This is a genomic window from Streptomyces sp. NPDC104761 (assembly GCF_055583445.1).
Window position 1 is genome coordinate 52,695 of record NZ_JBVJNZ010000004.1, and the last position, 22,086, is coordinate 74,780.

At 70.4% G+C, this 22,086-nt stretch carries 18 protein-coding genes and 1 pseudogene; 7 read left to right on the forward strand and 12 right to left on the reverse strand.

Annotated features, from left to right (window positions below; genetic code table 11):
* Positions 1 to 78 precede the first annotated feature (78 nt).
* A pseudogene (locus ACZ63F_RS13140) lies at positions 79 to 1,319 on the forward strand (IS256 family transposase).
* A gap of 117 nt (positions 1,320 to 1,436) precedes the next feature.
* Here ACZ63F_RS13140 and ACZ63F_RS13145 read toward each other — a convergent pair.
* Positions 1,437 to 3,737 (reverse strand): YncE family protein, encoded by a 2,301-nt coding sequence (locus ACZ63F_RS13145; protein ID WP_469710616.1) that lies wholly within the window; start codon positions 3,735 to 3,737, stop codon positions 1,437 to 1,439.
* A gap of 223 nt (positions 3,738 to 3,960) precedes the next feature.
* Here ACZ63F_RS13145 and ACZ63F_RS13150 point away from each other — a divergent pair, with 223 nt between their 5' ends.
* Positions 3,961 to 4,317: a hypothetical protein gene (locus tag ACZ63F_RS13150; RefSeq protein WP_469710617.1), complete on the forward strand. Its 357-nt coding sequence runs from the start codon at positions 3,961 to 3,963 to the stop codon at positions 4,315 to 4,317.
* 1,030 nt (positions 4,318 to 5,347) lie between these two features.
* Here the strand turns inward: ACZ63F_RS13150 and ACZ63F_RS13155 are convergent.
* The gene (locus ACZ63F_RS13155) at positions 5,348 to 5,686 is read right to left on the reverse strand and encodes an XRE family transcriptional regulator (RefSeq protein WP_324789936.1); all 339 of its coding nucleotides are present in this window, start codon (positions 5,684 to 5,686) and stop codon (positions 5,348 to 5,350) included.
* On the reverse strand, positions 5,683 to 6,069 hold the full coding sequence (locus ACZ63F_RS13160; RefSeq protein WP_469711366.1) for a type II toxin-antitoxin system RelE/ParE family toxin: 387 nt from the start codon (positions 6,067 to 6,069) through the stop codon (positions 5,683 to 5,685). Before ACZ63F_RS13160 ends, ACZ63F_RS13155 begins: the two co-directional genes overlap by 4 nt.
* A gap of 379 nt (positions 6,070 to 6,448) precedes the next feature.
* Between ACZ63F_RS13160 and ACZ63F_RS13165 the strand changes: the two genes are divergently transcribed.
* Positions 6,449 to 7,006 carry a GNAT family N-acetyltransferase gene (locus tag ACZ63F_RS13165; RefSeq protein WP_469710619.1) on the forward strand — a complete coding sequence of 186 codons (558 nt, stop codon included), beginning with the start codon at positions 6,449 to 6,451 and terminating at the stop codon, positions 7,004 to 7,006.
* A gap of 250 nt (positions 7,007 to 7,256) precedes the next feature.
* On the opposite strand, the gene ACZ63F_RS13170 is transcribed toward ACZ63F_RS13165, so the two are convergent.
* Positions 7,257 to 7,571: a hypothetical protein gene (locus ACZ63F_RS13170; protein WP_469711369.1), complete on the reverse strand. Its 315-nt coding sequence runs from the start codon at positions 7,569 to 7,571 to the stop codon at positions 7,257 to 7,259.
* Between the two features lie 593 nt (positions 7,572 to 8,164).
* On the reverse strand, positions 8,165 to 8,443 hold the full coding sequence (locus tag ACZ63F_RS13175) for a hypothetical protein (protein ID WP_469710621.1): 279 nt from the start codon (positions 8,441 to 8,443) through the stop codon (positions 8,165 to 8,167).
* A gap of 78 nt (positions 8,444 to 8,521) precedes the next feature.
* On the opposite strand from ACZ63F_RS13175, the gene ACZ63F_RS13180 reads away from it, so the two are divergent.
* The gene (locus ACZ63F_RS13180; RefSeq protein WP_469710623.1) at positions 8,522 to 9,277 is read left to right on the forward strand and encodes a GntR family transcriptional regulator; all 756 of its coding nucleotides are present in this window, start codon (positions 8,522 to 8,524) and stop codon (positions 9,275 to 9,277) included.
* Here the strand turns inward: ACZ63F_RS13180 and ACZ63F_RS13185 are convergent.
* Complete coding sequence (locus tag ACZ63F_RS13185; RefSeq protein WP_469710625.1) at positions 9,274 to 9,792, reverse strand: HAD domain-containing protein; 519 nt, start codon at positions 9,790 to 9,792, stop codon at positions 9,274 to 9,276. The two genes, ACZ63F_RS13180 and ACZ63F_RS13185, sit on opposite strands and share 4 nt — an antisense overlap.
* 250 nt (positions 9,793 to 10,042) lie before the next feature.
* Between ACZ63F_RS13185 and ettA the strand changes: the two genes are divergently transcribed.
* From ettA to ACZ63F_RS13200, 3 genes are read left to right on the forward strand one after another with little or no spacing between them, the layout of a single operon-like run.
* Entirely contained in the window at positions 10,043 to 11,707 is a 1,665-nt protein-coding gene (ettA, locus tag ACZ63F_RS13190) for an energy-dependent translational throttle protein EttA (RefSeq protein ID WP_351959157.1), read from the forward strand.
* Positions 11,708 to 11,713: 6 nt separating this feature from the next.
* Positions 11,714 to 12,127 carry an acyl-CoA thioesterase gene (locus ACZ63F_RS13195; protein ID WP_093502926.1) on the forward strand — a complete coding sequence of 138 codons (414 nt, stop codon included), beginning with the start codon at positions 11,714 to 11,716 and terminating at the stop codon, positions 12,125 to 12,127.
* Positions 12,124 to 12,804 carry a DUF8010 domain-containing protein gene (locus tag ACZ63F_RS13200; RefSeq protein ID WP_388711693.1) on the forward strand — a complete coding sequence of 227 codons (681 nt, stop codon included), beginning with the start codon at positions 12,124 to 12,126 and terminating at the stop codon, positions 12,802 to 12,804. The genes ACZ63F_RS13195 and ACZ63F_RS13200 overlap by 4 nt, the downstream gene beginning before the upstream one ends.
* Positions 12,805 to 12,822: 18 nt before the next feature.
* On the opposite strand, the gene ACZ63F_RS13205 is transcribed toward ACZ63F_RS13200, so the two are convergent.
* The 6 genes from ACZ63F_RS13205 to ACZ63F_RS13230 form a co-directional block, all read right to left on the reverse strand.
* A complete protein-coding gene (locus ACZ63F_RS13205; protein WP_469710629.1) occupies positions 12,823 to 13,227 on the reverse strand; it encodes a globin in 405 nt (134 codons plus the stop codon).
* Positions 13,228 to 13,498: 271 nt separating this feature from the next.
* A complete protein-coding gene (locus ACZ63F_RS13210; RefSeq protein ID WP_469710631.1) occupies positions 13,499 to 15,175 on the reverse strand; it encodes an FHA domain-containing protein in 1,677 nt (558 codons plus the stop codon).
* Positions 15,176 to 15,243: 68 nt separating this feature from the next.
* Positions 15,244 to 16,620, reverse strand: coding sequence for a vWA domain-containing protein (locus tag ACZ63F_RS13215; RefSeq protein ID WP_469710633.1), 1,377 nt, complete (start codon positions 16,618 to 16,620; stop codon positions 15,244 to 15,246).
* Between the two features lie 166 nt (positions 16,621 to 16,786).
* Complete coding sequence (locus tag ACZ63F_RS13220) at positions 16,787 to 18,196, reverse strand: PP2C family serine/threonine-protein phosphatase (RefSeq protein WP_469710635.1); 1,410 nt, start codon at positions 18,194 to 18,196, stop codon at positions 16,787 to 16,789.
* Positions 18,197 to 20,713 (reverse strand): serine/threonine-protein kinase, encoded by a 2,517-nt coding sequence (locus ACZ63F_RS13225; protein ID WP_469710637.1) that lies wholly within the window; start codon positions 20,711 to 20,713, stop codon positions 18,197 to 18,199.
* A 2-nt stretch (positions 20,714 to 20,715) separates the two neighbouring features.
* On the reverse strand, positions 20,716 to 22,041 hold the full coding sequence (locus ACZ63F_RS13230) for a hypothetical protein (protein WP_469710639.1): 1,326 nt from the start codon (positions 22,039 to 22,041) through the stop codon (positions 20,716 to 20,718).
* Positions 22,042 to 22,086: the final 45 nt, after the last annotated feature.

Here is a 22,086-nt window from a genome sequence, read left to right on the forward strand (position 1 = left end):
CGTTGGAGTGAGCGCCCGGATAGAAGAACGGCCACCGGCTGATCTTCGAGGTCTCGAAGCTCGAAGGAGATCAGCACGATGACCGCACCCGACAGTGTGCCCCTGTACGCCCTCGCCGAAGACAACCTCGCCGCGGCGAGTCCCGATCTGCTGCGCGCGATGCTCAAGACGTTCGCCGACGCACTCATGTCCGCGGAGGCCGACGCTCTCTGCAATGCCGAATACGGCCAGGTCAGCGAGGAGAGAGTCAACCACCGCAACGGCTATCGCCCACGTGAGTGGGATACCCGCGCCGGGACTGTCGAACTCGCCATCCCCAAGCTCAGGTCCGGCAGCTACTTCCCGCACTGGCTCCTGGAACGGCGGCGCCGGGCCGAGCAGGCCCTGATCTCGGTGGTCGCCACCGCCTACCTGCTCGGCGTCTCCACCCGCCGCGTCGAGAAACTCGCCGAGAGTCCCTCGGCGTCACCCAGCTGTCGAAGTCCCAGGTCTCCGCGATGGCCAAGCACCTGGACGAACAGGTTGCCGCCTTCCGCAACAGGCCACTGGAGGCCGGACCCTACTCATTCGTCTGGGTCGACGCGCTGACCCAGAAGGTCCGCGAGGGCGGCCGCGTCATCAACGTCCACGCCCTGATCGCGGTCGGCGTCAACACCGACGGGCACCGCGAGATCCTCGGCCTGGATGTCGCCACCGCCGAGGACGGCGCAGGCTGGCTTGCCTTCCTGCGCTCACTGATCGCCCGCGGCCTGTCCGGCGTCCAACTGGTCATCTCCGACGCCCACGCCGGCCTGGTGGACGCCATTGGCGCCGTGCTGCCCGGCGCCTCGTGGCAGAGATGCCGCACCCATTACGCCCGCAACCTGCTCTGTCAGGTCCCCAAGTCCGCCCAGCCCTGGGTCGCCACGCTGCTGCGGACCGTCTTCGAACAGCCCGACTCCGAGGCGGTCCAGTCACAGATGCGGCATGTCCTCGACGCCCTGGAGGCCAGATTTCCCAAGGCCGCCGAACACCTCGACGCCGCTCAGCACGAGCTGCTGGCATTCCCCGCCTTCCCCCGCGAGATCTGGCGGCAGATCTGGTCGAACAACCCGCAGGAACGGCTGAACAAGGAGATCCGCCGCCGCACCGACGTTGTCGGGATCTTCCCCGACCGCTCCGCCGTGATCCGCCTGGTCGGCGCGGTGCTGGCCGAGCAGAACGATGAATGGACCGAGGCCCGCCGCTACATGGGACTCGACCTGCTGGCCAAGGCCCGCCTCCACCTGATCGAGTCAGAAACCGACGAGACCGTCCTGCCCACCGAACTCACCGCATAGCCTCAAAACGAGATCACCGAGTGGCCGTCGATACACCACTCCAGCGGACGTGACCTACGTGGCCGCCGCGTGCCACGGACCGGAGCCGGTCACCAAACATCACCGCACTGCCCGACCTCATGAGGGGCGGCCGGGGCGGACGGTGAGGTAGGTCCACTGGCTCCACGCGCTGCCGGTCTGTGCGCCCTTGGTCGGCGGCGTGTAGTGGCCGCGGATGCGGTAGTGGTCGTTGCTCGCGAAGAGCTTCAGAGCCCGGCTGTAGCCGTACCAGCCGTCGGAGTACAAGCCGATGCAACTCTGCGAGGTGGCCTGGTGCCAGGCCCCCGAGTAGTAGTGCTCGACGTACACCGACATGCAGCCGCCGGACTGATGGGGAGTGACCTGCAGGTTGAAGCCCATGTTGACTTCGGACTTGTAGAAGACCTGGTAGGTGGTGGATCCGATGCGGGTGGTCCCAGTCGGCCACTGCATCTCCGTCCGGACCGTCGGCGTGAGTGTGGCACTGGTGGTCACCGTGCGCGGCGCGTAACGGTAGTCCCCCGCGAAGGCCGCGCTGAAGACGGTGTTGCGGGTGATCTTGTAGTACGCGACGAGATTTCCGTGCGCGTCGACCTTGCCACTCTTGAGCTGCGTCCGCGACGTGCCCGCGGGCTGGTCGTACAGCGTCACGGAGCGGGAGTTGTACGTGGGCCCCAGATGCGCGGTGACCTTGACGGTCGCGCCGGAGTGGTACGACTTCGCGTCGGTCGCCACACTCAGGGTCGGAGTGGCTCGGGACACCTGCACCTTCGCCGACGCCGTGACCGGGAGGTAGGAGATGCCACCGTCGTAGGTGAAGGCGTACGTGATCGCGCCGCCGACCTGCGGGGTGTCGTGGAAGGCGAAGCCGCCGCCGGCGGCGACAGGCACGGTGCCCACCGAGTAGCCGGAGGGGTGCGCCAGGTCGGTCTTGACGACGTGGACCGCGCCGGTCGTCACATGCGCATGCGGCCAGGTGAGGTGACCGGTGACGGTCAGCGGTGCGGCACGATCGGCGGAGGAGGGAGCGGACAGCGTCATGGTGGGCGCGTACTTGGCGACCGGGATGTCGAAGGTCCGGCCGGCCGGGGCGTAGTGGCCGCTTCCGGAGTAGTCGACGCGGAAGCTCAGTCGACCGGTGAGGGGTGCCGTGCCGTCGACGCGGTAGGAGCCGAAGAAGCTGACCGGGATCCTTGCCGGGGTGGCTGTCGGGTCCGGGACGAGCACGCCGTCCGGATCGGCGTCGTCGTAGCGCGTGATGCGTACGGTGCCGGGAATTATGGATTCTCCGGCGCCGAGGCTGAGGGTCGAATCGGGCGCCACCACGAACGAGTAGGCCTCGCCGGGGGCGAGCGGAGTGGTCCAGCTTCCGTAGAGCGTGACCGGCGCGATTTCCGGGTTACGAGAGATGTGGAGCGTCGGTGTTCCCCCGGAGGCGTCGACGGCCACGCCGTAGACCCGGCTCTCGTCCGGTGCCCAGGCGAGGTCGTGTGCGGCGGAGTTCAGGTCCCGGGCGAGGTCGTGCTCGGTGTAGTCGCCGTCCCCGGTTTCCGGAAACGTTGTGAACTCGCGATAGCCACTGGCCATGGTCCCGTCCGGGGCTACGGCGACAGCCTTGCCGTACAGCGGCATGGCGAACCGCCCGTCAACCGCCAGATCCGAGGTGCGGTACCGATTGACGGTCGGGTCCTGAACCGACGGAACCGCCAGATGCAGCCCGTCCGCCGTGACCGCGAAGTCGCTCAGGTCGGGGACGGGCAGCGCCTTCGCGGCCTGCCGGGTCAGCGCACTGCCCTCCGCCCGGTACGTGACGAAGGCGGAAGTGTCGCCCGTCTGCGCGGCGGCCACGAGCACGCCGGAGGGCGTCGGGGTCGTCGCCAGCAGGGGCGCTACGGCCCAACTGCCCGGATCCTGCCGCACAGTGACCGTACCGGCTCCGTCGACGGACCCGATGCCGCCGGCGCCTGCCGTGCCGTAGCCGAACCAGAGGGTGCCCCCGGCGACGGCCAGCGAGTCCGGATGGGCGCCCGCGCCCGTGCCGTAACGAGCCGACTCGGTCAGCTTCTCCGTGCTGATCGCCGCGATCGCGTCCTGGTCCGGGAGAGCCGCGTACAGTGCGGATCCGTCGTCTGAGAGGGCGAGACCGGTGGCACCCGGCTCACCGCTGATCATCGTCGGGTTCCCGCCGTCGAGGTCGGTGACCAGAATGCCGTCGGTGCCGGCGCCGCCGCTGATGAACAGGTGTCCGTGCGGCCCGTCCACGACCATGTGCGAGAAGTGCGCGATCGGCAGCGGTACGTCCGACGCCGCGTACGAGTCGACCGCGCCGGGACCGATGACAGTCGTCAATCCCACGAGCAGCGCCGCGGCGGTTGGCGGCGAGAATCGCGCCAGCTTCATGAAAAGCCCCCCACATGACTTTCACGATCAAGGCGCGCAACCTAGCACGGGGAAGGCCGGGCCCCGACAGCGGGTGGGGTGGAGGTCAGGAGCCGGTTCGCGGCACAAGTGCCGTCGCCTCCCAAGCTGATGGTGCCCTCGGCTGAGAGACCGTCCACTGTGCCTACATTGCCTGCTCTACCAGCAATGCCGGCCTGTCAGTGCGGTGTGAGAGCCTCCGGGCATGAGCTACGACTTGGCTGTGTGGGAGGGCGCGCGCCCGGCGGACGACAGGGCGGCCGGGCGAACTTTCACGGCCCTCTATGACCGCTACGTCGACGCGGAGGATGAACATCCCCCGACCGAGCGCATTGCGGCCTACGTCGCCGCGCTCCTGGAGCGGTGGTGCGATTTGACCGAGGACGTCGAGGACACCTCCCCCTGGTCGACGGGGCCGCTGATCGGAGAGGCAAGCGGCCCGCTTGTCTACTTCCCGATGCGGTGGAGTATGGCTGAGGAGGCTTCCACCTATGCGGCGGCCCTCGCGGACTCCATGGGGCTGATCTGCTTCGACCCCCAACACAACAGGCTCAGGCCTTGAAGCTGGGAGGCGGCTTGCGGCGCGCTGCCCAGTTTCCGTTCTCTCTAGGGTCATGGATCGGAAGGCTTCTGACATCCACGGCTGACATCAACGACGCCGGACGGAGACGCACGCCAGCGTTCCTGTCCGGCCCTCGCACCAGTCGACGGCAGCAGGCGGAGCGGACTCGGATCGAACTCCTAAAGCGGGTGTCGCAGGTTCGAATCCTGCCGGGACCCCTCTGCGCCTTCGGCGCCGGGGCCGTGCCCTGGGGCCGCAGCGAACTACGGCCCATGAGTTAAACACTGCCGCAGAGCGCCGGCCGAGGCCGGTTGGCCATCCGCTGGCCCTACGGCTCTCGTGCTACAGAAGACGGGGACTTACGACGTAACCTGCGCTACGGGCCATGCAGACATGAGGGGGGCTGCAGTGGCGGAGCGACGTGGACTGAGCAAGCGACACTGGTTCCAACTAGCACTGTTGACCATTCTCCTGGCCTTGACGGCGTGGAAGGCAATCAACGGTGACAAGGGGGCACTGGTTACGCTGGTCGCTTTGCTAGTGTTCGGGGCCTACGTCCTTGGGTACGTGATCGGCTTCCGCTCCGCCAAACGACGGCAGTCGGAACCCAGCGAAGATCCGCGCAGCGACACTGAAGATCCAGTTAGCTGAATCGGTCGTACAGCAGCGAAGTACAGCAACCGCCAGCGACCGACACCGGCACTCACGATCCTCCCTGCAGCCTGTATGACCTCCAATGACCGATCTCTACTGAGTACGGATCAGAAGGCCACGGCCGTGGTGTGCGCACCATGGCTGCACCACAAGCGCACCTGATCGTGCGGGGAACAGAGGGGAACCACGGTGAATGAAGCCGAGCCCGACGAGGTCCCTGCTCGGTCGTTCGCCCAGGTCAGCGCCCGATCCAGCCGCAAATGCCCGCAGCTTCCCAAGCTGAGAGCGCGAGTTCGATTCTCGTCACCCGCTCCATGGAGAAGGCTCAGGTCAGAGACCTGGGCCTTGCTGGTTGACGAGAGCTTTGGCGCGCGCCTCAGGCAACGGTGTACTCCGCGTCCCCGAAGTCTGCGACTACGCGCAGTCGACCGCCGAGCGCCTCCACGTAGGCTCGGAGGGTCGCGACCTCCGCGCGATCCAGCTCACCGTGCTCGATGGCGGAGACCCGAGGTGCCGAGACCCCCATTGACGCGGCCACTTGGCGCTGAGTCAACGCCTGTTCACGTCTGACCTCCGCGAGCTTGTGAGCGCGCACTTCGGCGGTCAGTCGGTCCATGGCCGCTTGCTTTTCCTGAGGCGACCGCACCGGCAGCCCCGAGGCCGCACGCCGCTCGCGCGCCTTGCGCTTGGTCTCCTCCCAACTCACGGTGCTCATTCGTACTCCCTAGTTTCAAGATCGGCCAGATGTGCCTGGTACCGCTCTTCGGCAAGCGGAATATTGATGTCGTACCAGCGCTGCCAGTTTCCGGCTTTGTCGCCGGCCACCAGCAGTACTGCCCGGCGTACCGGATCGAAGGCGAAGAGGATGCGGATCTCACTGCTCCCGGATGATCCCGGCCTCAACTCTTTCAGGTGATGGTTCTCAGCACCCTTGATCCGATCCACCAGCGGGCGGCCGAGCGTCGGGCCCGTTGCCGCCAATATGTCGATAGCGTCTTCTACCTGTTCAGAGCTGTCCCAGTCCTCTTCGGCCAGTGCCTCGAACCACGCCGCGACCTCCCCGACGAGAACCACTTCCCATTGAGCCACGGCCACAATGTTAATGCAAGTGTTAACCTCACTGTGGTGGTCGACCTGCCGGGGCCGACGCTCGGGGAGTACGCCGGGCAAGCTCGGGCAAGACCTGCCGGTGGTGTGGCCCGCCCGCGTAGATCACGAGGCGGAAGGCGCTCCCGGCGTTCGCCCGGAGGGGGCAGGCGTCGGTGTCGACGAGACCGGAGCGCGCCGCACCAAAACCGCACCAGATCGAGCGGGGAACAGCGGGGAACCACGGTGAAAGCAGTCGGGCGAGAGGAGTCCGCGCCGAAGCCATTCGGCGAGGTCAGCACCTGGAGCACCCCAAAATGATCGCAGCTTCCCAAGCTGAGAGCGCGAGTTCGACGTAGACGCCGGATGTCTTGGCTTGATCCAATAGCGGATGACTTCGTTCTGGACGGGCAAGCGGATACGTCTTCGTGGCATCGAGCCCGACGACTGGACCGCCTTCATGCGCTTCGCCTCCGATGAGGAGCGGTTCGGGGACCTGCTGCGCCCACCTCGTTCCGCCGAGAGCTACCGCACCTGGGCTAAGGAGCAGGCTGCAGCCAAGTGCGACGGCGACCGCTTTGAGTTGGCAATCGAGGCCATCGACACAGGAGAACTGGTCGGTTCTGTCGGCTCTCACCACGCTGACCCGCATGCGGGCTGGTTCGAACACGGCATCACGATCGGTGCTGATCACCGGCGCAAGGGCTACGCAGCGGAAGCGGTGGTGCTGCTGCTTCGCTTCATGTTCACCGAGCGGCGCTATCGCAAATGCGAAGCCAGGATCTTCGCGTACAACGAGGCATCACTGACTCTCCACCAGCGGCTCGGTTTCGCTGAAGAAGGGCGCCTCCGCGATCACGTGTTCCTCGGCGGCCGGCACCACGATCTTGTCATTCTGGGGGTCCTCACAGACGAGTTCGCCAAGCTGCACCCTGTGAAGGAGCCTTGATCACTTGCCCTTCGGGCGCTGCAAGACTGGCGGCGGTACAGCAGCGAAGTACAGCAACCACAGCAACCGACCATGACCGTCAGCCACTCTGAGGGACCGTACGGGGGCCCCTGTGACCCCTGTTGACCGATCTATGTTGAGCTACGGATCAAAAGGTGTGCTGAGCGCGACGACCCGGCCTCTTGTGAGTCGTCGCGCTCAGCTCTCGGTTTTGTCTGCTTGGCCAGCGATAGGGCCCTACGCTGGAGCGTTACAGGACGGAGTCTGCTTGTGTGTCCAGTTCCTCCGCGTGACAGCGTCCGCGGCTGGTAGCCACACGGAGCACGTCACGCAATGCGCCGGCCAACTGCGAGGCGAGAAGGCGCAACTCCTCCACGTCCGCGGTCTCGTCATCGAGTGCCGGTGCCGCCTGCTCCAGAAGTTGGGACGCGATGCCGAGCTGAATCGACTCGATATGGTCCGCGAGGCGGGACATGAAGCCTTCCGGATCATCGGTGTTCAGGTAGCAGGGCTTACCCCCCGGTCCTGCCCACGGCAGAAGCCTCAGCCCGCTGTGTGCCGTCATCTCTGCGCCTGCCTCCGGATCATCGATGTCGGCTACCGGACGACCGCCGGGGTCCCGGACGCTCACCGTTTCAACGCCCCGGGAGCCGCGGCGGCAGACGCTGAGTGGCACGAGCAGTCGCACGCCTCGTAGATCAGCGGAACGTCAACCGGTGCCGAAGCAGGAGAAGACTCCGCGCACTCGTGGTGCGTACCGACGCGGCAGGCAGTCGACCGGTATGGGGCGGCCGACGCGTCCTGGTCGCCCGGTTGCTGTTGTGGGGACATCAGCCGACCCCCAGAAGGACGGACCTCTGGCCGGCCCGTGCGTCACCGGCCACGACATCCACCGGGTGCTGTCGTACGCGCCTCTCCCACGCCAGCAAGTAAGGGCGGACAAGCGGGGTGTCCTCGCCTCTGAGCAAGTCGTGGTGGCCCATCCGATCGGAGACCACTCCCAGAGCGACCGTCGGCCCGTCAACTGGCGCGCAGGACAAACAAGCAGCTGGCAGCCGAGGCGGCGCTAAGCAGCGGCGGTGCCTGCCCCTGGGGACGTACCGCGCCCTGGTGCGGGCGACGGCGCGGCGGATACGGTTGAGCACGCTGAATCAGCTCCTATCGCTGATGGCTCGGTCCCCCGGCATCGCCCGCCGTGGGGACCGCTTTGCGTACGACCGCCCAGAGGGTGCGGCCGCTCAAGCTGGTGGCGTGGAGCCCGAACCGATCGGCCTCGGCCACCACCTCCAGGGCCTCCCTCCACAACTCGGTGGAGAGCGATGCCGGTAACTCCGCTTCGACCGACGTGAAGCCGGCGCGTTCCTCCACCCGCGTGGGGAGTCCGACGGCGGACAGCCGGGCGGCGATGGCCGCCGCGCTAACTCCCGAAGCGGGCACAGGGCAGCCTCCGTCACCAGCGATCACTTTCAGTGAAGCTAGTTAACTAGATTAGAGCTAGTGGACTAGATTTTCCACATGTCTGAGCAGCCGCCTTACCTCCGCATCGCCGACGAACTCCGGCGGCGCATCGCGGAGCATGTGTGGGAGCCGGGGGACCGCCTTCCCTCCCGCGCGCAGATCGGCCAGGAGTGCGGCGTAGGCGAGAACGTCGTCCGCCGGGCGCAGGAACTGCTGATCTCACAGGGCGTGTTGGAGGGGCGGGCGGGATCGGGCACGTACGTTGCCGAGCCCCGGCAGCGCGTGCGGGTCGTCCGGTCCTCGGCGCGCGAGCAGCCCCAGGGGTCGCCGTTCCGCGCGGACATGAAGGCCCTCGGCAGGCAGGGGGACTGGGAGAGCCGGACCGACGCCAAGGTGCCCGCTCCCGCCGACGTCGCCGCGCGGCTGGGCATCGCCGAAGGCGACCTGTGCGTGCGGACCGCGTACGAGTTCCTGGCCGACGGCAGGCCCGTGCAGCTCTCCACGAGCTGGGAGCCCTACGACCTCACCGCCGGCACCCTCGTCGTCCTCCCCGAAGGAGGCCCGCACGCCGGAACGGGCGTCGTGAACCGCATGGCCGCCATCGGGATCACCGTCAGCCACGCCGTGGAGCAACCCGAGCCCAGGCAGGCGACCGCCGAGGAGGCATCGCTCCTCGGTATCCAGAAGGCCGCTCTCGTCACCCACATCCGGCGGACGTACTACAGCGATCAAGGGCGGCCCGTGGAGACGGCGGACATCGTGGTGCCCGCGGCTCACTGCGAAATCGTGTACGAGATCCCGATCAACCGTTAGCCGGCGCCCTCGGCGTCGAGCCAAGCGGAGAGCGCGGAGAAGTCGGCGTCCATGAGCCCTTTGGTCGGGTCGACGCGATGAAGCAGCGACGCCCCGGGGTGTTGCGCAGACACCCAGACACGGTCCATGGCGCTGATTTCGTCATCGACCCAGATGAACGGCCGACCGTCGGCCCACTCGACCAAAGGACGGGTCTTCCAGTGCAGGCCGCGGGGCTCATCGTCGCCCCCGGAGTCCGGCCACTCCACCACGCGGAGCTTCGGCAGTCCGAGGCGTGGCGCGACCGCCTCGTTCGCATCCTCCATCCATGTCGTGGCCCACACGAGATGGCAGCCCAGGGCCAGGAGGCGCGGTCCGATTTCTGGATCAAGCCGATTGAGCAGCGGGTTCCCCTGATCGAGAGACGCTGACGAGTCGGAAACAGCGGCTCGTACCGGACCACCCGATGAACCGAACGGGATCAGCAGACCGTCGACGTCGAGGAAGAGGATGGGGCGGTCCGCTGCGCTTGTCACAGCGGCACGATAGCTCCGGAGTGGTGAGAGAACTCTGCTTCCCGGGCCGTACCTGGGCCGTCCCTGGGCCGTCCGAGGCTCCCCGAGGCCACTCACCAGCGACCGACAGTGACAGACGCGCTACAGCCCCCACCGACAAACCCCCAGCTCACAGCCCCCTGGTCAAACGGGTTAACACCCAAGGCTGGACGTCAGGCAAGATGGGGTGTATCTGCCCACTGCCAGATTTCAAGCTGCCGGACGGTTTCTCTTGGCTGAGTTCATTTACACCATGCGCAAGACGCGCAAGGCGCACGGCGACAAGGTGATTCTCGATGACGTCACCCTGAACTTCCTGCCGGGGGCCAAGATCGGCGTCGTCGGCCCGAACGGCGCCGGCAAGTCGACCGTGCTGAAGATCATGGCGGGGATCGAGCAGCCGTCCAACGGCGACGCCTTCATCTCGCCCGGTTACAGCGTCGGCATCCTCATGCAGGAGCCCGAGCTCAACGAGGAGAAGACCGTCCTGGAGAACGTCCAGGAGGGTGTCGCCGAGATCAAGGGCAAGCTCGACCGGTTCAACGAGATCGCCGAGCTGATGGCCACCGACTACTCCGACGCGCTGCTCGACGAGATGGGCAAGCTGCAGGAGGAGCTGGACCACGCGAACGCCTGGGACCTCGACGCCCAGCTGGAGCAGGCCATGGACGCGCTCGGGTGCCCCCCGGGCGACTGGCCCGTCACCACGCTCTCCGGTGGTGAGAAGCGCCGGGTCGCGCTCTGCAAGCTGCTGCTGGAGGCCCCCGACCTGCTGCTCCTCGACGAGCCCACCAACCACCTCGACGCCGAGTCGGTGAACTGGCTGGAGCAGCACCTCGCCAAGTACGCCGGCACCGTCGTGGCCATCACCCACGACCGGTACTTCCTGGACAACGTCGCCGAGTGGATCCTCGAGCTCGACCGCGGCCGTGCCTACCCGTACGAGGGCAACTACTCCACGTACCTGGAGACCAAGGCGACCCGTCTCAAGGTCGAGGGCCAGAAGGACGCCAAGCGGCAGAAGCGGCTCAAGGAAGAGCTGGAGTGGGTGCGGTCGAACGCCAAGGGGCGCCAGGCCAAGTCCAAGGCCCGTCTCGCGCGGTACGAGGAGATGGCCGCCGAGGCCGACAAGATGCGGAAGCTGGACTTCGAGGAGATCCAGATCCCGCCGGGCCCGCGCCTGGGCAACGTCGTGGTCGAGGTCGAGAAGCTGAACAAGGCCTTCGGCGAGAAGGTCCTCGTCGACGGGCTCTCGTTCACGCTGCCGCGGAACGGGATCGTCGGCGTCATCGGTCCGAACGGCGCCGGCAAGACCACGCTCTTCAAGATGATCCAGGGCCTGGAGACGCCGGACGCCGGCGACATCAAGGTCGGCGAGACCGTCAAGATCTCGTACGTCGACCAGGGGCGCGCCAACCTCGACCCGAAGAAGACGCTGTGGGAGGTCGTGTCCGACGGGCTCGACTACATCAACGTCGGCCAGGTCGAGATGCCGAGCCGGGCCTATGTGTCCGCGTTCGGGTTCAAGGGCCCGGACCAGCAGAAGCCGACCGGTGTCCTGTCCGGCGGTGAGCGCAACCGGCTCAACCTCGCGCTCACCCTCAAGCAGGGCGGCAACCTGCTGCTCCTCGACGAGCCGACCAACGACCTCGACGTGGAGACGCTCTCCAGCCTGGAGAACGCGCTGCTCGAGTTCCCCGGCTGCGCCGTGGTCGTCTCCCACGACCGGTGGTTCCTCGACCGGGTGGCGACGCACATCCTCGCCTACGAGGGCGACTCCAAGTGGTTCTGGTTCGAGGGCAACTTCGAGTCCTACGAGAAGAACAAGATCGAGCGGCTGGGACCGGACGCCGCGCGTCCGCACCGCGCCACCTACAAGAAGCTGACCCGGGGCTGATCGACCTTGCGCCATCTCTACCGCTGCCCCCTGCGCTGGTCCGACATGGACGCGTACGGCCATGTCAACAACGCGGTCTTCATCCGCTACCTGGAGGAGGCCCGGATCGACTTCCTGTTCCGCCCGGACAAGGAGTTCAAGCAGGGGTCGGTGGTGGCGCGCCACGAGATCGACTACAAGCGGCAGCTCGTCCACCGGCACCACCCGGTCGACGTCGAGTTGTGGATCACCGAGATCAGGGCCGCGTCCTTCACCATCACCTATGAGGTGAAGGACGACGACCTGGTCTACGTACGGGCCTCGACGGTCGTCGTGCCGTTCGACTTCGACGCCGGACGGCCGCGCCGGATCACCGCCGAGGAGCGGGACTTCCTGGAGGAGTACCGCGACGACGACAAGGAGGAGGCCGTCGCCGCATGACGGTGCTCCACCTCGCCGACGACGGGGAGGCGGCGGACCTCGCCGCCTTCCTCTCCCGGCTGCTCCACTACGACCGCTCGGCCGCGGTGCGGCTGCAGGCGGCCGGCACCGCGCTCGCCGTCTTCGGCCGGCCGCCCTCCTTCGAGGTGCTGGCGATCCGCGCGGTGCGGCTCGCCAAGCCGTACGAGGACGGGCTGGACGTCACGCTCGACGTGACCGTGTCGGCGGGCGAACTGCTGGAGTCGCTGGACGAACGGGCCGCCACGGCCGCCGTGCCGAAGGCGGTCACCGGGCCGCCGTGGGCCGGGGTGCTGCCGCCCCGGAGCGGCTGGCGGGCCGAGCCGGGGCTGCCCGCGCCCCAGGCGCTGCGCGCCACGGTCTCCGCCGCGGTCGGCGAATTCCGGTCCCGTACCGAGGAGTTGGGCCCGGACGGCCGTACCCGCGCCGCGCTCGACCTGATCGGGCGGGACATCTGGTCCCGGACCGTCGGCGGCACCCGGCTGCCGGTGCGGGCCGTCCACGCGGCGCAGTCACTGGGCTTCCTGCGCCCGCGCACCGAGCCGGGTGACGAGGCCGTACTGCTCTCGGCGGGCGCCTGGCTGCGGCTGCGGACCCCGTTCGGGTCGATCGCCGTGCGCGGGGCCGGACTCGGGGCGCTGGACGTCAGCGTCCGCTGAGCGCCGCGCCGTCGCCGCTCACTCGGGGGTGTTGACCATCGAGGCGGCCGCGTAGGTGAGGTAGTTCCAGAGGGTCTCCCGGTGCTCCTCGGTGAGGCCCAGCTCGTCCACGGCCACCTGCATGTGCCGCAGCCAGGCGTCGTGCGCCGTCCGGTCCACGGTGAACGGCGCGTGCCGCATCCGCAGCCGGGGATGGCCGCGGTTGTCGCTGTACGTCGTGGGACCGCCCCAGTACTGGATGAGGAACAGGGTGAGCCGCTCCTCGGCCGGGCCCAGGTCCTCCTCCGGGTACATCTGCCGCAGGACCGGGTCCTCGGCGACGCCCTCGTAGAAACGGTGCACGAGCCGACGGAAGGTCTCCTCCCCGCCGACCTGCTCGTAGAAGGTCTTCTCCTGAAGCGTGCCGCGCCGAATCTCTCTCACCCGTACATGGTCTCAGACGGGGTGGCCGAGGACCTGAGGCCTAGGGCCTGTCTGACAATTCCCGCCTGCCTCGCGACGCCATGCACGCACTCTCGCCGCACCGGGCCCTGACCCAAGTACGTCCAGTACGTGGGCCAGGGCCCGGCACACCGAGAGCACGCACCTGACGCCGCGAGGCCGCCCTCCGGGCGACGACGGGAATTGTCAGACAGGCCCTAGGACCCCGAGCACGTGCCGGGACGGGCCCGCGCCCCCGGAGGGGCGCCGCGGCTCAGCCCCGTCGCACGGTGATGGTCGTCCAGGCGCCCACGTGCACCCGGTCACCGTCCTGCAGCGGCACCGGGACGAAGGGCTGGATCGGCTCCTCGCCGCCGTTCACCGTCGTCCCGTTCGTCGAGTTCTGGTCGACGACCGCCCAGCTGCCGTCCGGCTGCTGGACCAGGACCGCGTGCTGGTGCGAGACGCCCGGGTCCTCCGGCGGTACCGCCAGGTCGATGTCGGGGGTGTCGCCGGTGGAGTGCCGGCGGCGGCCGATGGTGACCTGGTTGCCGGTGAGCGTGCGCTGCTGCTCCGGGGAGTACGCGGGCAGGTTGAGTCCGGCCGCCTCGGGGCCCGAGCGCTGCATCATCGCCATGAAGTACTCGCGGTCCGGGCCGATCGTCGCCGTCCAGGTCGCCGGACCCTGCGGGGCCTGCGGGAAGGCGGGGCCGGGCGGGGCCTGGGTGGCGCCGGGCTGCGGGTAGCCGTAACCGCCGGGACGGGCGGGCGCGCCGGGGCCCGCGGCCTGGCCCGGCGGGGAGATCACCCAGTCGTCGTCACCGCCGCCGAAGGACGGGCCGCCGGCCGGCTGCCTGGTCTCCTGCGGGAAGCCGGGCGGTGCGGGCGGGGCCGACTGCTGGAAGGCGCCGGGAGCGCCGCCGGTGGTCGCACCGGGGCCGCCGGGCGGCGGGGGAACCGGCGGCCGGGACGGGTCCGAGCCACCGAACGGACCGGCGGCCGGGCCCCCGGCGGGATCGCGGGTGTAGGGGCCGGAGGCCTGGCCGGTGCCGGGCGGGGCACCGAACGCGGACGCGCCGCCGGCGTTCTGCCCGGGGGCGCCGCCGAACGGCCCCGACGGCGCAGCCGGGCCGCGCTCGCCGCCGTAGGGCGGGGGAGCGGACTGGCCGCGGTCACCGCCGCCGAAGGCGGGCGGACCGGACTGCCCACGGTCGCCCCCGCCGAAGCCCGACGGGCCGGACTGCCCGGACTGCCCGGGCTGGCCGCGGTCGCCGCCGAACGCCGGAGGGCCGGACTGGCCACGGTCGCCCCCGCCGAAGCCCGACGGGCCGGACTGCCCGGGCTGGCCGCGGTCGCCGCCGAACGCGGGCGGACCCGCCTGGCCGCGGTCGCCGCCGCCGAAGCCGGACGGGCCGGCGGGACCCGACGGACCGGAGGCGCCGGGCCGGCCGCCGCGCTCGCCCGCGAACGGCGTGGGGCCCGAGGGCTCGCTGCCGAAGGACGGGATCGGCTCGGCCGGACGGTTCACCTGCGAGGGGCGCGAGCCCTGGTACTCGTACGAGTCGGTGCCGCCGAAGGACGGCGGGGCTGGCGGCCGGAAGGTCGGCGCGGCCGGGCCGCCGCCCGCGGGCGGGCGCGGGGCGGCCGGGGTGTAGGAGGTGGCCGTGTTGGTCAGGAAGTTCCACCGGCACTCCTCGCAGAACGGCGCACCGCCCTCACGGGGCGTACGGCACTGCGGGCACAGCTCCGGCTCGGGGGAGTTCGGCACGGCGGACAGATGCCGGCCGCCTCCCGCCGGGCCGCCGGCCGGGGCGCCGGACGCGGGGGGCGGGAAGCCGTAGCCGCCCGCGGTCGGCGGGGGCGGAGGCGGTACGGCACCGGCCATGCGGTGACCGCACACCTCGCACCAGTCGTCGGAACCCGACTGGTGTCCGTTCGGGCAGGTCGGCATGGCGGGCTTCCCTCTCTGTCAGGATCGTCCTGAGCCTGTCTGGGTGGTCCTGCGTGTGGACTGGCAGGTCACTTCTTTACACGAACAGTCTTTGTGGACCGTGTCTCGAGAGTCATCTCGTCGGCCTCCTCGACCTTCGCCTTCAGTCGCACAGTACCTGTCGTGGCGTCGACCACGTCCACCACCTTCGCAAGCAGTTTCGCAGTATCCGCGTTCCCGGAAGCGCTTGCCAACTGAACGGCCCGACCCAGTTTGGCCGTTGCCCCGTCCATATCGCCCGCTTTGCGGAGATCCAGACCCTGTTGGATGGCTTGTGCCAGTTCGGCCTGACCTGTGTAGTGGGCGACTTGGGGGTTGAGGGAGGTCGAGGCGACCATGTCGTCCGTCCACACCGCCCTGATCAGACCTTGTGCACCCAGGTTCTGAACGCTGCCTCCCCCACTCTCGGCTGCGCTCGAGCGGGAGGTGCCCCCAGGCAGAGGGACGACCAACGACACACGCGCGGCGAGCATTTCCTGGCCGAGGCCGGCGGTGGGGACCTCCACGCAGACGTGGTAGTCACGGGACTCGTCGCCCCAGGAGCCGGTGGGGTAGTCCCCGGCGCGCGGCCCGGCCTCGGTGCGGCGGTCGGTCAACTGCTCGACCGTGGGCGCCACTTGCTTGACGAACTTGATGGTCGTGCCGACCGGGGTCCACAGCCGCAGCGCGACGTCCGCGACCTCCTTGCCCATCGCCGTCTCCATCATCTGCGTGAAGTCGGCGGCCAGAGCGGTGGGGTCGGCGACGATGTCGGCGGTGCCGAGCAGCGCGGAGGCGATCCCTGTGACTTCTTTCACTTCCCAGTCGGTGCCGACACCGCGCGCGTCACACGTGAACCGCCCGGCGCAGGAGTCCAGGGCGGCCCTGAGGTCCTCCGGCGACTCGTGCTCGTTGCGGCCGTCGGTGAGCAGGATGCCGTGCCGGATGGTGACGTCCGCGGAGGCGAGCAGCCGGTCGGCGAGCCGGAGCCAGGTGCCGATCGCCGTGCCGCCGCCCGCGCTCAGCCGGCGCAGCGCCTGCTTGGCCTGCTCCCGGCTGGAGCGGTCGGCCACCGCGAGCCGGCCGCCGCCCGGGTAGACCTCCTTGGCCACGTGCGTGCCGCCGATCACCGCGAAGTGGGTGCCGTCGCGCAGGGTGTCGATCGCGGCCGCGGTGGCGTCCCGGGCGTTGCGCATCTTGGTGGGCGGGTAGTCCATCGACCCCGAGCAGTCGACCATGATCGCCACCCCGGCGGCGGGCCCCTGCCCGGGGGCGTACGACGCGCCGGCCGCGGTCCCGACGGTGCCGCCGCCGGTCGCCGTCACCGTGACGATCGCGTTGACCTCACGGCCGCCCTCCGGCAGGTACTCGTTCTGGTACACGTCCACCGAGAACTGCGGCACGCTCGATTTCGAGAAATTGGCCATGACTGCTCTGGTCCCCCTCCACCCCACGCGTGGTGGGTGCTGACGGTGTGCGGACCGGTCCCCTCCGGTCCGCCGGTGCTTCCCCGTACGCCTGTCGCCGTACGCCTGTCTCCCGGTGCTCTTCCCCGTGCGTCCCGCTGCCGTTTGCGGCCGTTTTGCGGCGGCCTCAGGCGGATCCTGCCCCCCGCGGCGGTTCCGGGAACGGCAGCAGCGCCACTGTTACGTTGTCGTGGCCCCCGCCGTCCAAGGCGTGACCGACCAGCACCCGGGCCGCGTGCAGCGGCCGTACGTCCGCGTCGGCGGGGACGACCTCGGCCATCTCCTCGGCCGTCTCCGCGTAGTTCCACAGGCCGTCGGTGCACACCACCACCACGCCGGGCCGGTCCGGCTTGAAGGAGGCGGTGTGCGGCTCCAGTTCGTAGGCGTCCGCGCCGAGCCAGCCGGTGATCGCGTGCGCGCGCTCGTCGGCGTACGCCTCCGCCTCGCTCATCAGGCCCGCGGCGACCATCTGCGCGGCCCAGGAGTCGTCCTCGGTGAGCCGGGCCGCCGGGGCGCTGCGGTCCACCGGCACCCAGTAGACGCGGCTGTCGCCGACCCAGCCGACCACCAGCAGGCCCGAGGCGACGATCGCGGCGACGATCGTGCACGCCGGGGCGTTCTGGTGCGGGGTGTGCTCGCGGGCCGAAGGGGGCTCCTCCGCGAGGGCGTTGACGGCCTGGGAGGCGGCGACGATCGCGTCGTGCAGCGCCTGCTGCGGATGGGTGCCCTGCGGCAACGCGGCCAGCAGCGCCTCGCCGGCGGCCCGGGACGCGGCCATGGAGGCCTCGTCGGGCCGGGTCGCCGAGGAGACACCGTCGCAGACGACCGCCAGCGCGGCCGGGGTGCCGTCGGGCAGCGCGGTGTGGCCGACGGCGAACGCGTCCTCGTTGCGGTGGTGGCGCAGCCCGCGGTCGCTGACGGCGGCCACCGGACCCGACTCCTGCTCCATGTGGTCGCGCTCGCGCGGCTGGGCGTGCCCGCAGTTCTCGCAGTAGCCGTCGTCGTCGACCCGGCCCGCGCGGCAGGCCACGCACACCTTCGGCAGCTCGGTGGTCTCGGCGGTCCCTGCCGTCTCGGCCGCTTCGCCCGTTTCGGCGGCGGAGGCGGCCACCCGCGGGTCCGGCGCCTGGAGCGGGTACTCGTCAGGCTCCGGCGGCCGGTCGAACCGCACCCCGGAGGCCGGGGACACCGGCGAACCGTGCGGGGCCGCGCCGTGCGGCGGCGGGGAGGCCGGCGAACTGTGCGCGGGCGGGGACACCGGCAGCTGCTTGCCGCCCGAGTCGGTGCCGGGCAGGTCGGTCGGCAGATGCGGTGCCGCGGGCGTCTCGGAGCTCTCCGGCTCGGGCGGGGGCCAGTCCACGCCCGAGGGTCCCACACCGGCGGCGCCCATGGTGAGGGTCGGGTGGTCCTGCGGCGCGGCGGGCACGGCCGACAGGTCGTACCCGCACGCACCGCAGAACAGGTCACCCGATTCGAGCGGCTCCGCGCAGCTCGGGCACTTCGCCGGTGCGGCCTGCTGGGGCATCTGCGACATCAACTACACCCACGTCCGGGGGCGGTAACGGTTGGCCCGTTCCACCAGGTCGATCCTCTCCGCACCGCCGGTCGCCAGTCTGGCCAGCGTGCGGTACGAGCGTTCCAGGCCGAAGCGGAGGCCCCGCTCGTCCAGACCGCTGCCCAGCAGCACCCGGCCGCCGGCAGTGGGCTGGGAGTCCTGGCCCCCGGAGAGTATCCAGTCCAGCGCGCAGCCGAGGACTTCCGCCGACAACTGCTCGCGCCGGGCCGGATCCAGACCGTACGCGTCCAGCGCCTCGATCTGCCCGGCGGCGGCCGTCAGGTCGTCCAGGAACGGCGTGTCGCCGGCCGCCGCGGTCCGGTGCCGCAGCCGCGCCCGTACGGCCGCCACCCGGGCCGCCGTGTAGTGGATCGAGGCCTCCGGCACCGACTCCAGCGTCCGTACGGCACCCCGCCGGTCCCCGGCCGCCAGCTGCACCCGGCCCAGGCCGAACGCGGCGCTGACGAAGCCCGGGTCGGTCGCCCACACCAGCCGGTAGTACTCGGCCGCGTTGTCCAGCTGGCCGAGCACCTCCGCGCACAGGCCGAGCGCCAGCTTGGGCGCGGTCTCGCCGGGGAAGGCGTCGTAGATCGCGTCGAAGGAGAGCGCCGCCCCCTCGAAGTCGCCGGTGACCAGGCCGGCCACGCCCCGGCACCAGACCACCCGCCAGTCGTCGGGCCGCTCGTCCTCCAGCCGGCCGAGACTCACCAGCGCGGCCTCGAAGTCGCCGTTGTCCAGCCGGGCGCGGATCTGCCGCAGCTCGGTCTCGACCGTCTGCGCCGGCGCCGCGGCCAGCGCGCTGAGCAGGCTGACCTCGCCGACCAGCGAGGTCGACAGGCCGGCCAGGAAACCGGCGTTCGGGTCGCTCGGGTCGACCAGCGGGACCGGCAGGGCGAGCGCGGCGGCGGCGGTGTCGACGGGCCTGACCAGGGCCGGGTCGGCCGGGGCCGCGCCCGGCCCCGGCGGGTCCAGCGCGAGCGATCTGGAGGCCACCGGCCGGGCGCCCAGCCGGGACACGTCCCCGTCCAGCTTCGGGAACAGCTCGGTGTCCGTGACCTTCACCTCGGGCCCGAACAGCGTCGACAGCGCGGGCCGCGCCGTGCCGGTCTGCACCGACACGACCTCGCGCAGCACGCCGGTCAGCTGCTCGGCCATCTCCTGCGCGGAGGCGAACCGGCGGGCCGGGTCGGGGTCGGTGGCCCGGACCAGCAGCCGGTAGAACGACTCGTACTGCCGGAACACCTCGATGGTGTCCGGGTCGGGCAGCGAGTCCGCGAAGACGGTCGTGTAGCCCTGGAAGTCGAAGGTGAGGACCGCGAGGGTACGGCCGACCGTGTACAGGTCGGAGGCGACGGACGGGCCGACCTCGGCGACCTCGGGCGCCTGGTAGCCGACCGTGCCGTAGATGGCCGACTCGTCGTCGTCCATCCGGCGCACCGCGCCCATGTCGATCAGCTTGAGCTGGTCCTCGGTCTGGATGGCGTTGTCGACCTTGAAGTCGCAGTACAGCAGGTTGCGGCTGTGCAGGTGGCCGAGGGCTTCCAGGGCCTCGATGCCGTACGCGCACGCCTGCTCCACCGGCAGCGGGTCGCGGCGGCCCTCCGGGGTACGGCGGCCGTTGGCGATCTCCTTGAGGGACTTGCCGCCGACGTACTCCATGACGATGTAGCCGTCGAGGGAGCCGGTGCGCTGGTCCAGGTGCTCGACGAAGTTGTAGATCCGCACGATGTTGGCGTGCTCGATCTCAGCGAGGAACCGCCGCTCGGAGATCGCCGCGGCCATCGCGTCCTGGTCGCCGGTGTCCAGCAGGCCCTTGAGGACCACCCAGCGGTCCGAGACGGCCCGGTCCACCGCGAGGTAGATCCAGCCCAGGCCGCCGTGCGCGAGACAGCCCACGACCTCGTACTGGCCGTGCACCACGTCGCCGCCCTTGAGCTTGGGCACGAACGAGTACGGGTTGCCGCACTTGGTGCAGAAGCCCTCGGTCCGCCCCGGCCGCTCGCCGCGGGCCCGCCCGACCGGCGCCCCGCAGTCCGCCCGCGAGCAGAACCGCTTGCGCTCCGGCACCTCCGGGTTCTCCAGGACCATCTCGCGCGGGTCCGGCTTCGGCACCTGCGGCACCGTGACCAGACCGGCGCCCAGCCGGCTGCGCCCCGACGTGCTCGCCGACGCACCGGAGCTGCGCACCGACACCGAACGGCCCGTCGACTTCCCCGACAGGGACCGCGACAGCCGCCCGGAGACCGAGCGCCGCGACTTCGACGACTGCGACGACGTACGCGAACTGCTCCGGCTGCTGCGGCTGCTGGATCCCGAACTCCCGCTGCCCGCCGAACCCTTGCCGCCCGCCGTGATCCCGGTGGGCGGCGAGCCCACCATGCCGCTCGCCGAGACGACGGGGGCCAGACCGCAGGTGTCGCAGTACAGCTCACCGCCGCCGACGTCCTCGTACGTCCCCTCGCAGTCCGGCCGCTGACAGCTCTCTCCCGCCTGGCTCACGACTACTCCCCCCTCCGGTCCTCGGGCCCGCCCTGCTGCGGCACCCGCGGCGCCCCCAGCGCCTCGGCCACCGACTGCTGGTAGCGCAGCACCGCCTGCTCCGCGACCCTGAGGTCGCAGGGCGCACTCCACAGCATCCGGCGGGCCGCGTCGTACCGCTCGACCAGGAACGGGTCCTCCGCCAGGCCGTGCCGGGCCACCTTCGCCTTGTACGCGTCCAGCCGGCCGCGCAGCTCCGCGCGGACCGCGAGCGGCGCGGTGACCGCCGTCAACGACTCACGGGCGCGCAGCAGCTCGTCCTCCGCCTTCTGCTCCAGGGACTCCAGGAGCGGCGACAGGCGGTGCCACTGGGCCGCCCTGCGGTACTCGGCGGCCGTCGCCAGCTGCTCCTGCAGCACCGTCGGCGGACCGCTGACCACCGGCACCTCGGTCGCCGCGATCTTCGCCAGCACCTCACCGCGTGCCGTGCGCGCCTCGGCGAGGGTGCGGTCCGCGCGCGACAGCACGTCCCGCAGCCTGATCAGCCGGGCCTCGGCGTCCTGCCGTACCGTCAGCACGGCGTCGATCTCCCGCCGCACCTCCTCCAGCGCCCGCGCCTCCCGGTCGTACACCGTGGTGTCGGGACGGCCACCGCCGGGCGCCGAACTCCCCGGCGCGGGAACCCAGAACGCCAGCGGATCGGAGACCACGTCCTCGCGGAGCCTCGTCAGCGTGCGGGTGATCCGCTCCAGGTCGTCGCCGGCCGGGTGCTCGCCGGGGCGGACGCCCACGGAGTGCGCCAGCGTCCGGGTGCGCTGCAGCTCGGCGGCGAGTAAATCGATCCGCGCGGGCAGCGCCGACCACACCGCGTCGGCGGTGACGACCATGTCCAGCGAGGTCGCGTACAGCTCGTTCATCCGGTCGACCAGACCGCTCAGCGAGAACCGCTCGCTGAGCCGGCCGGCCGCCGACAGCAGGGTCGGCGCGTTCGCCGTCGCGGTCGCGCTGCCCGCCACCGTCACGGACTCGCCGCGCAGCAGCTCGGTCAGCTCCACCAGGTCCTCACGGCTGGACCAGCGGCGCCTGGCCCTGATCTCGCGGGCGGAGCGCAACGCGTCCGTGTAGGCGTCGAAGTACGCCCACAGCAGGGTGATCGAGGCCTCGGCGGACGTCCACCGCTCCCGGGTGGTCCCGGTCAGCTCGGCGCCTTCGAGGAGCCTGCGGCCCGCGTGGTCCTGCAGGGCGAGCAGCGAGGTCTCGATCGCCTCGTGCTCCGCGCCCAGCCGCGCCAGCGCACGGTCCACCTCGTCCCGGTCCATCACCGGCCCGGCGGGGTCCGTGACGCCCATCGATCACCTCTCGCTTGCTCGTCGGGGCTGGGCCTCGCGGATGCG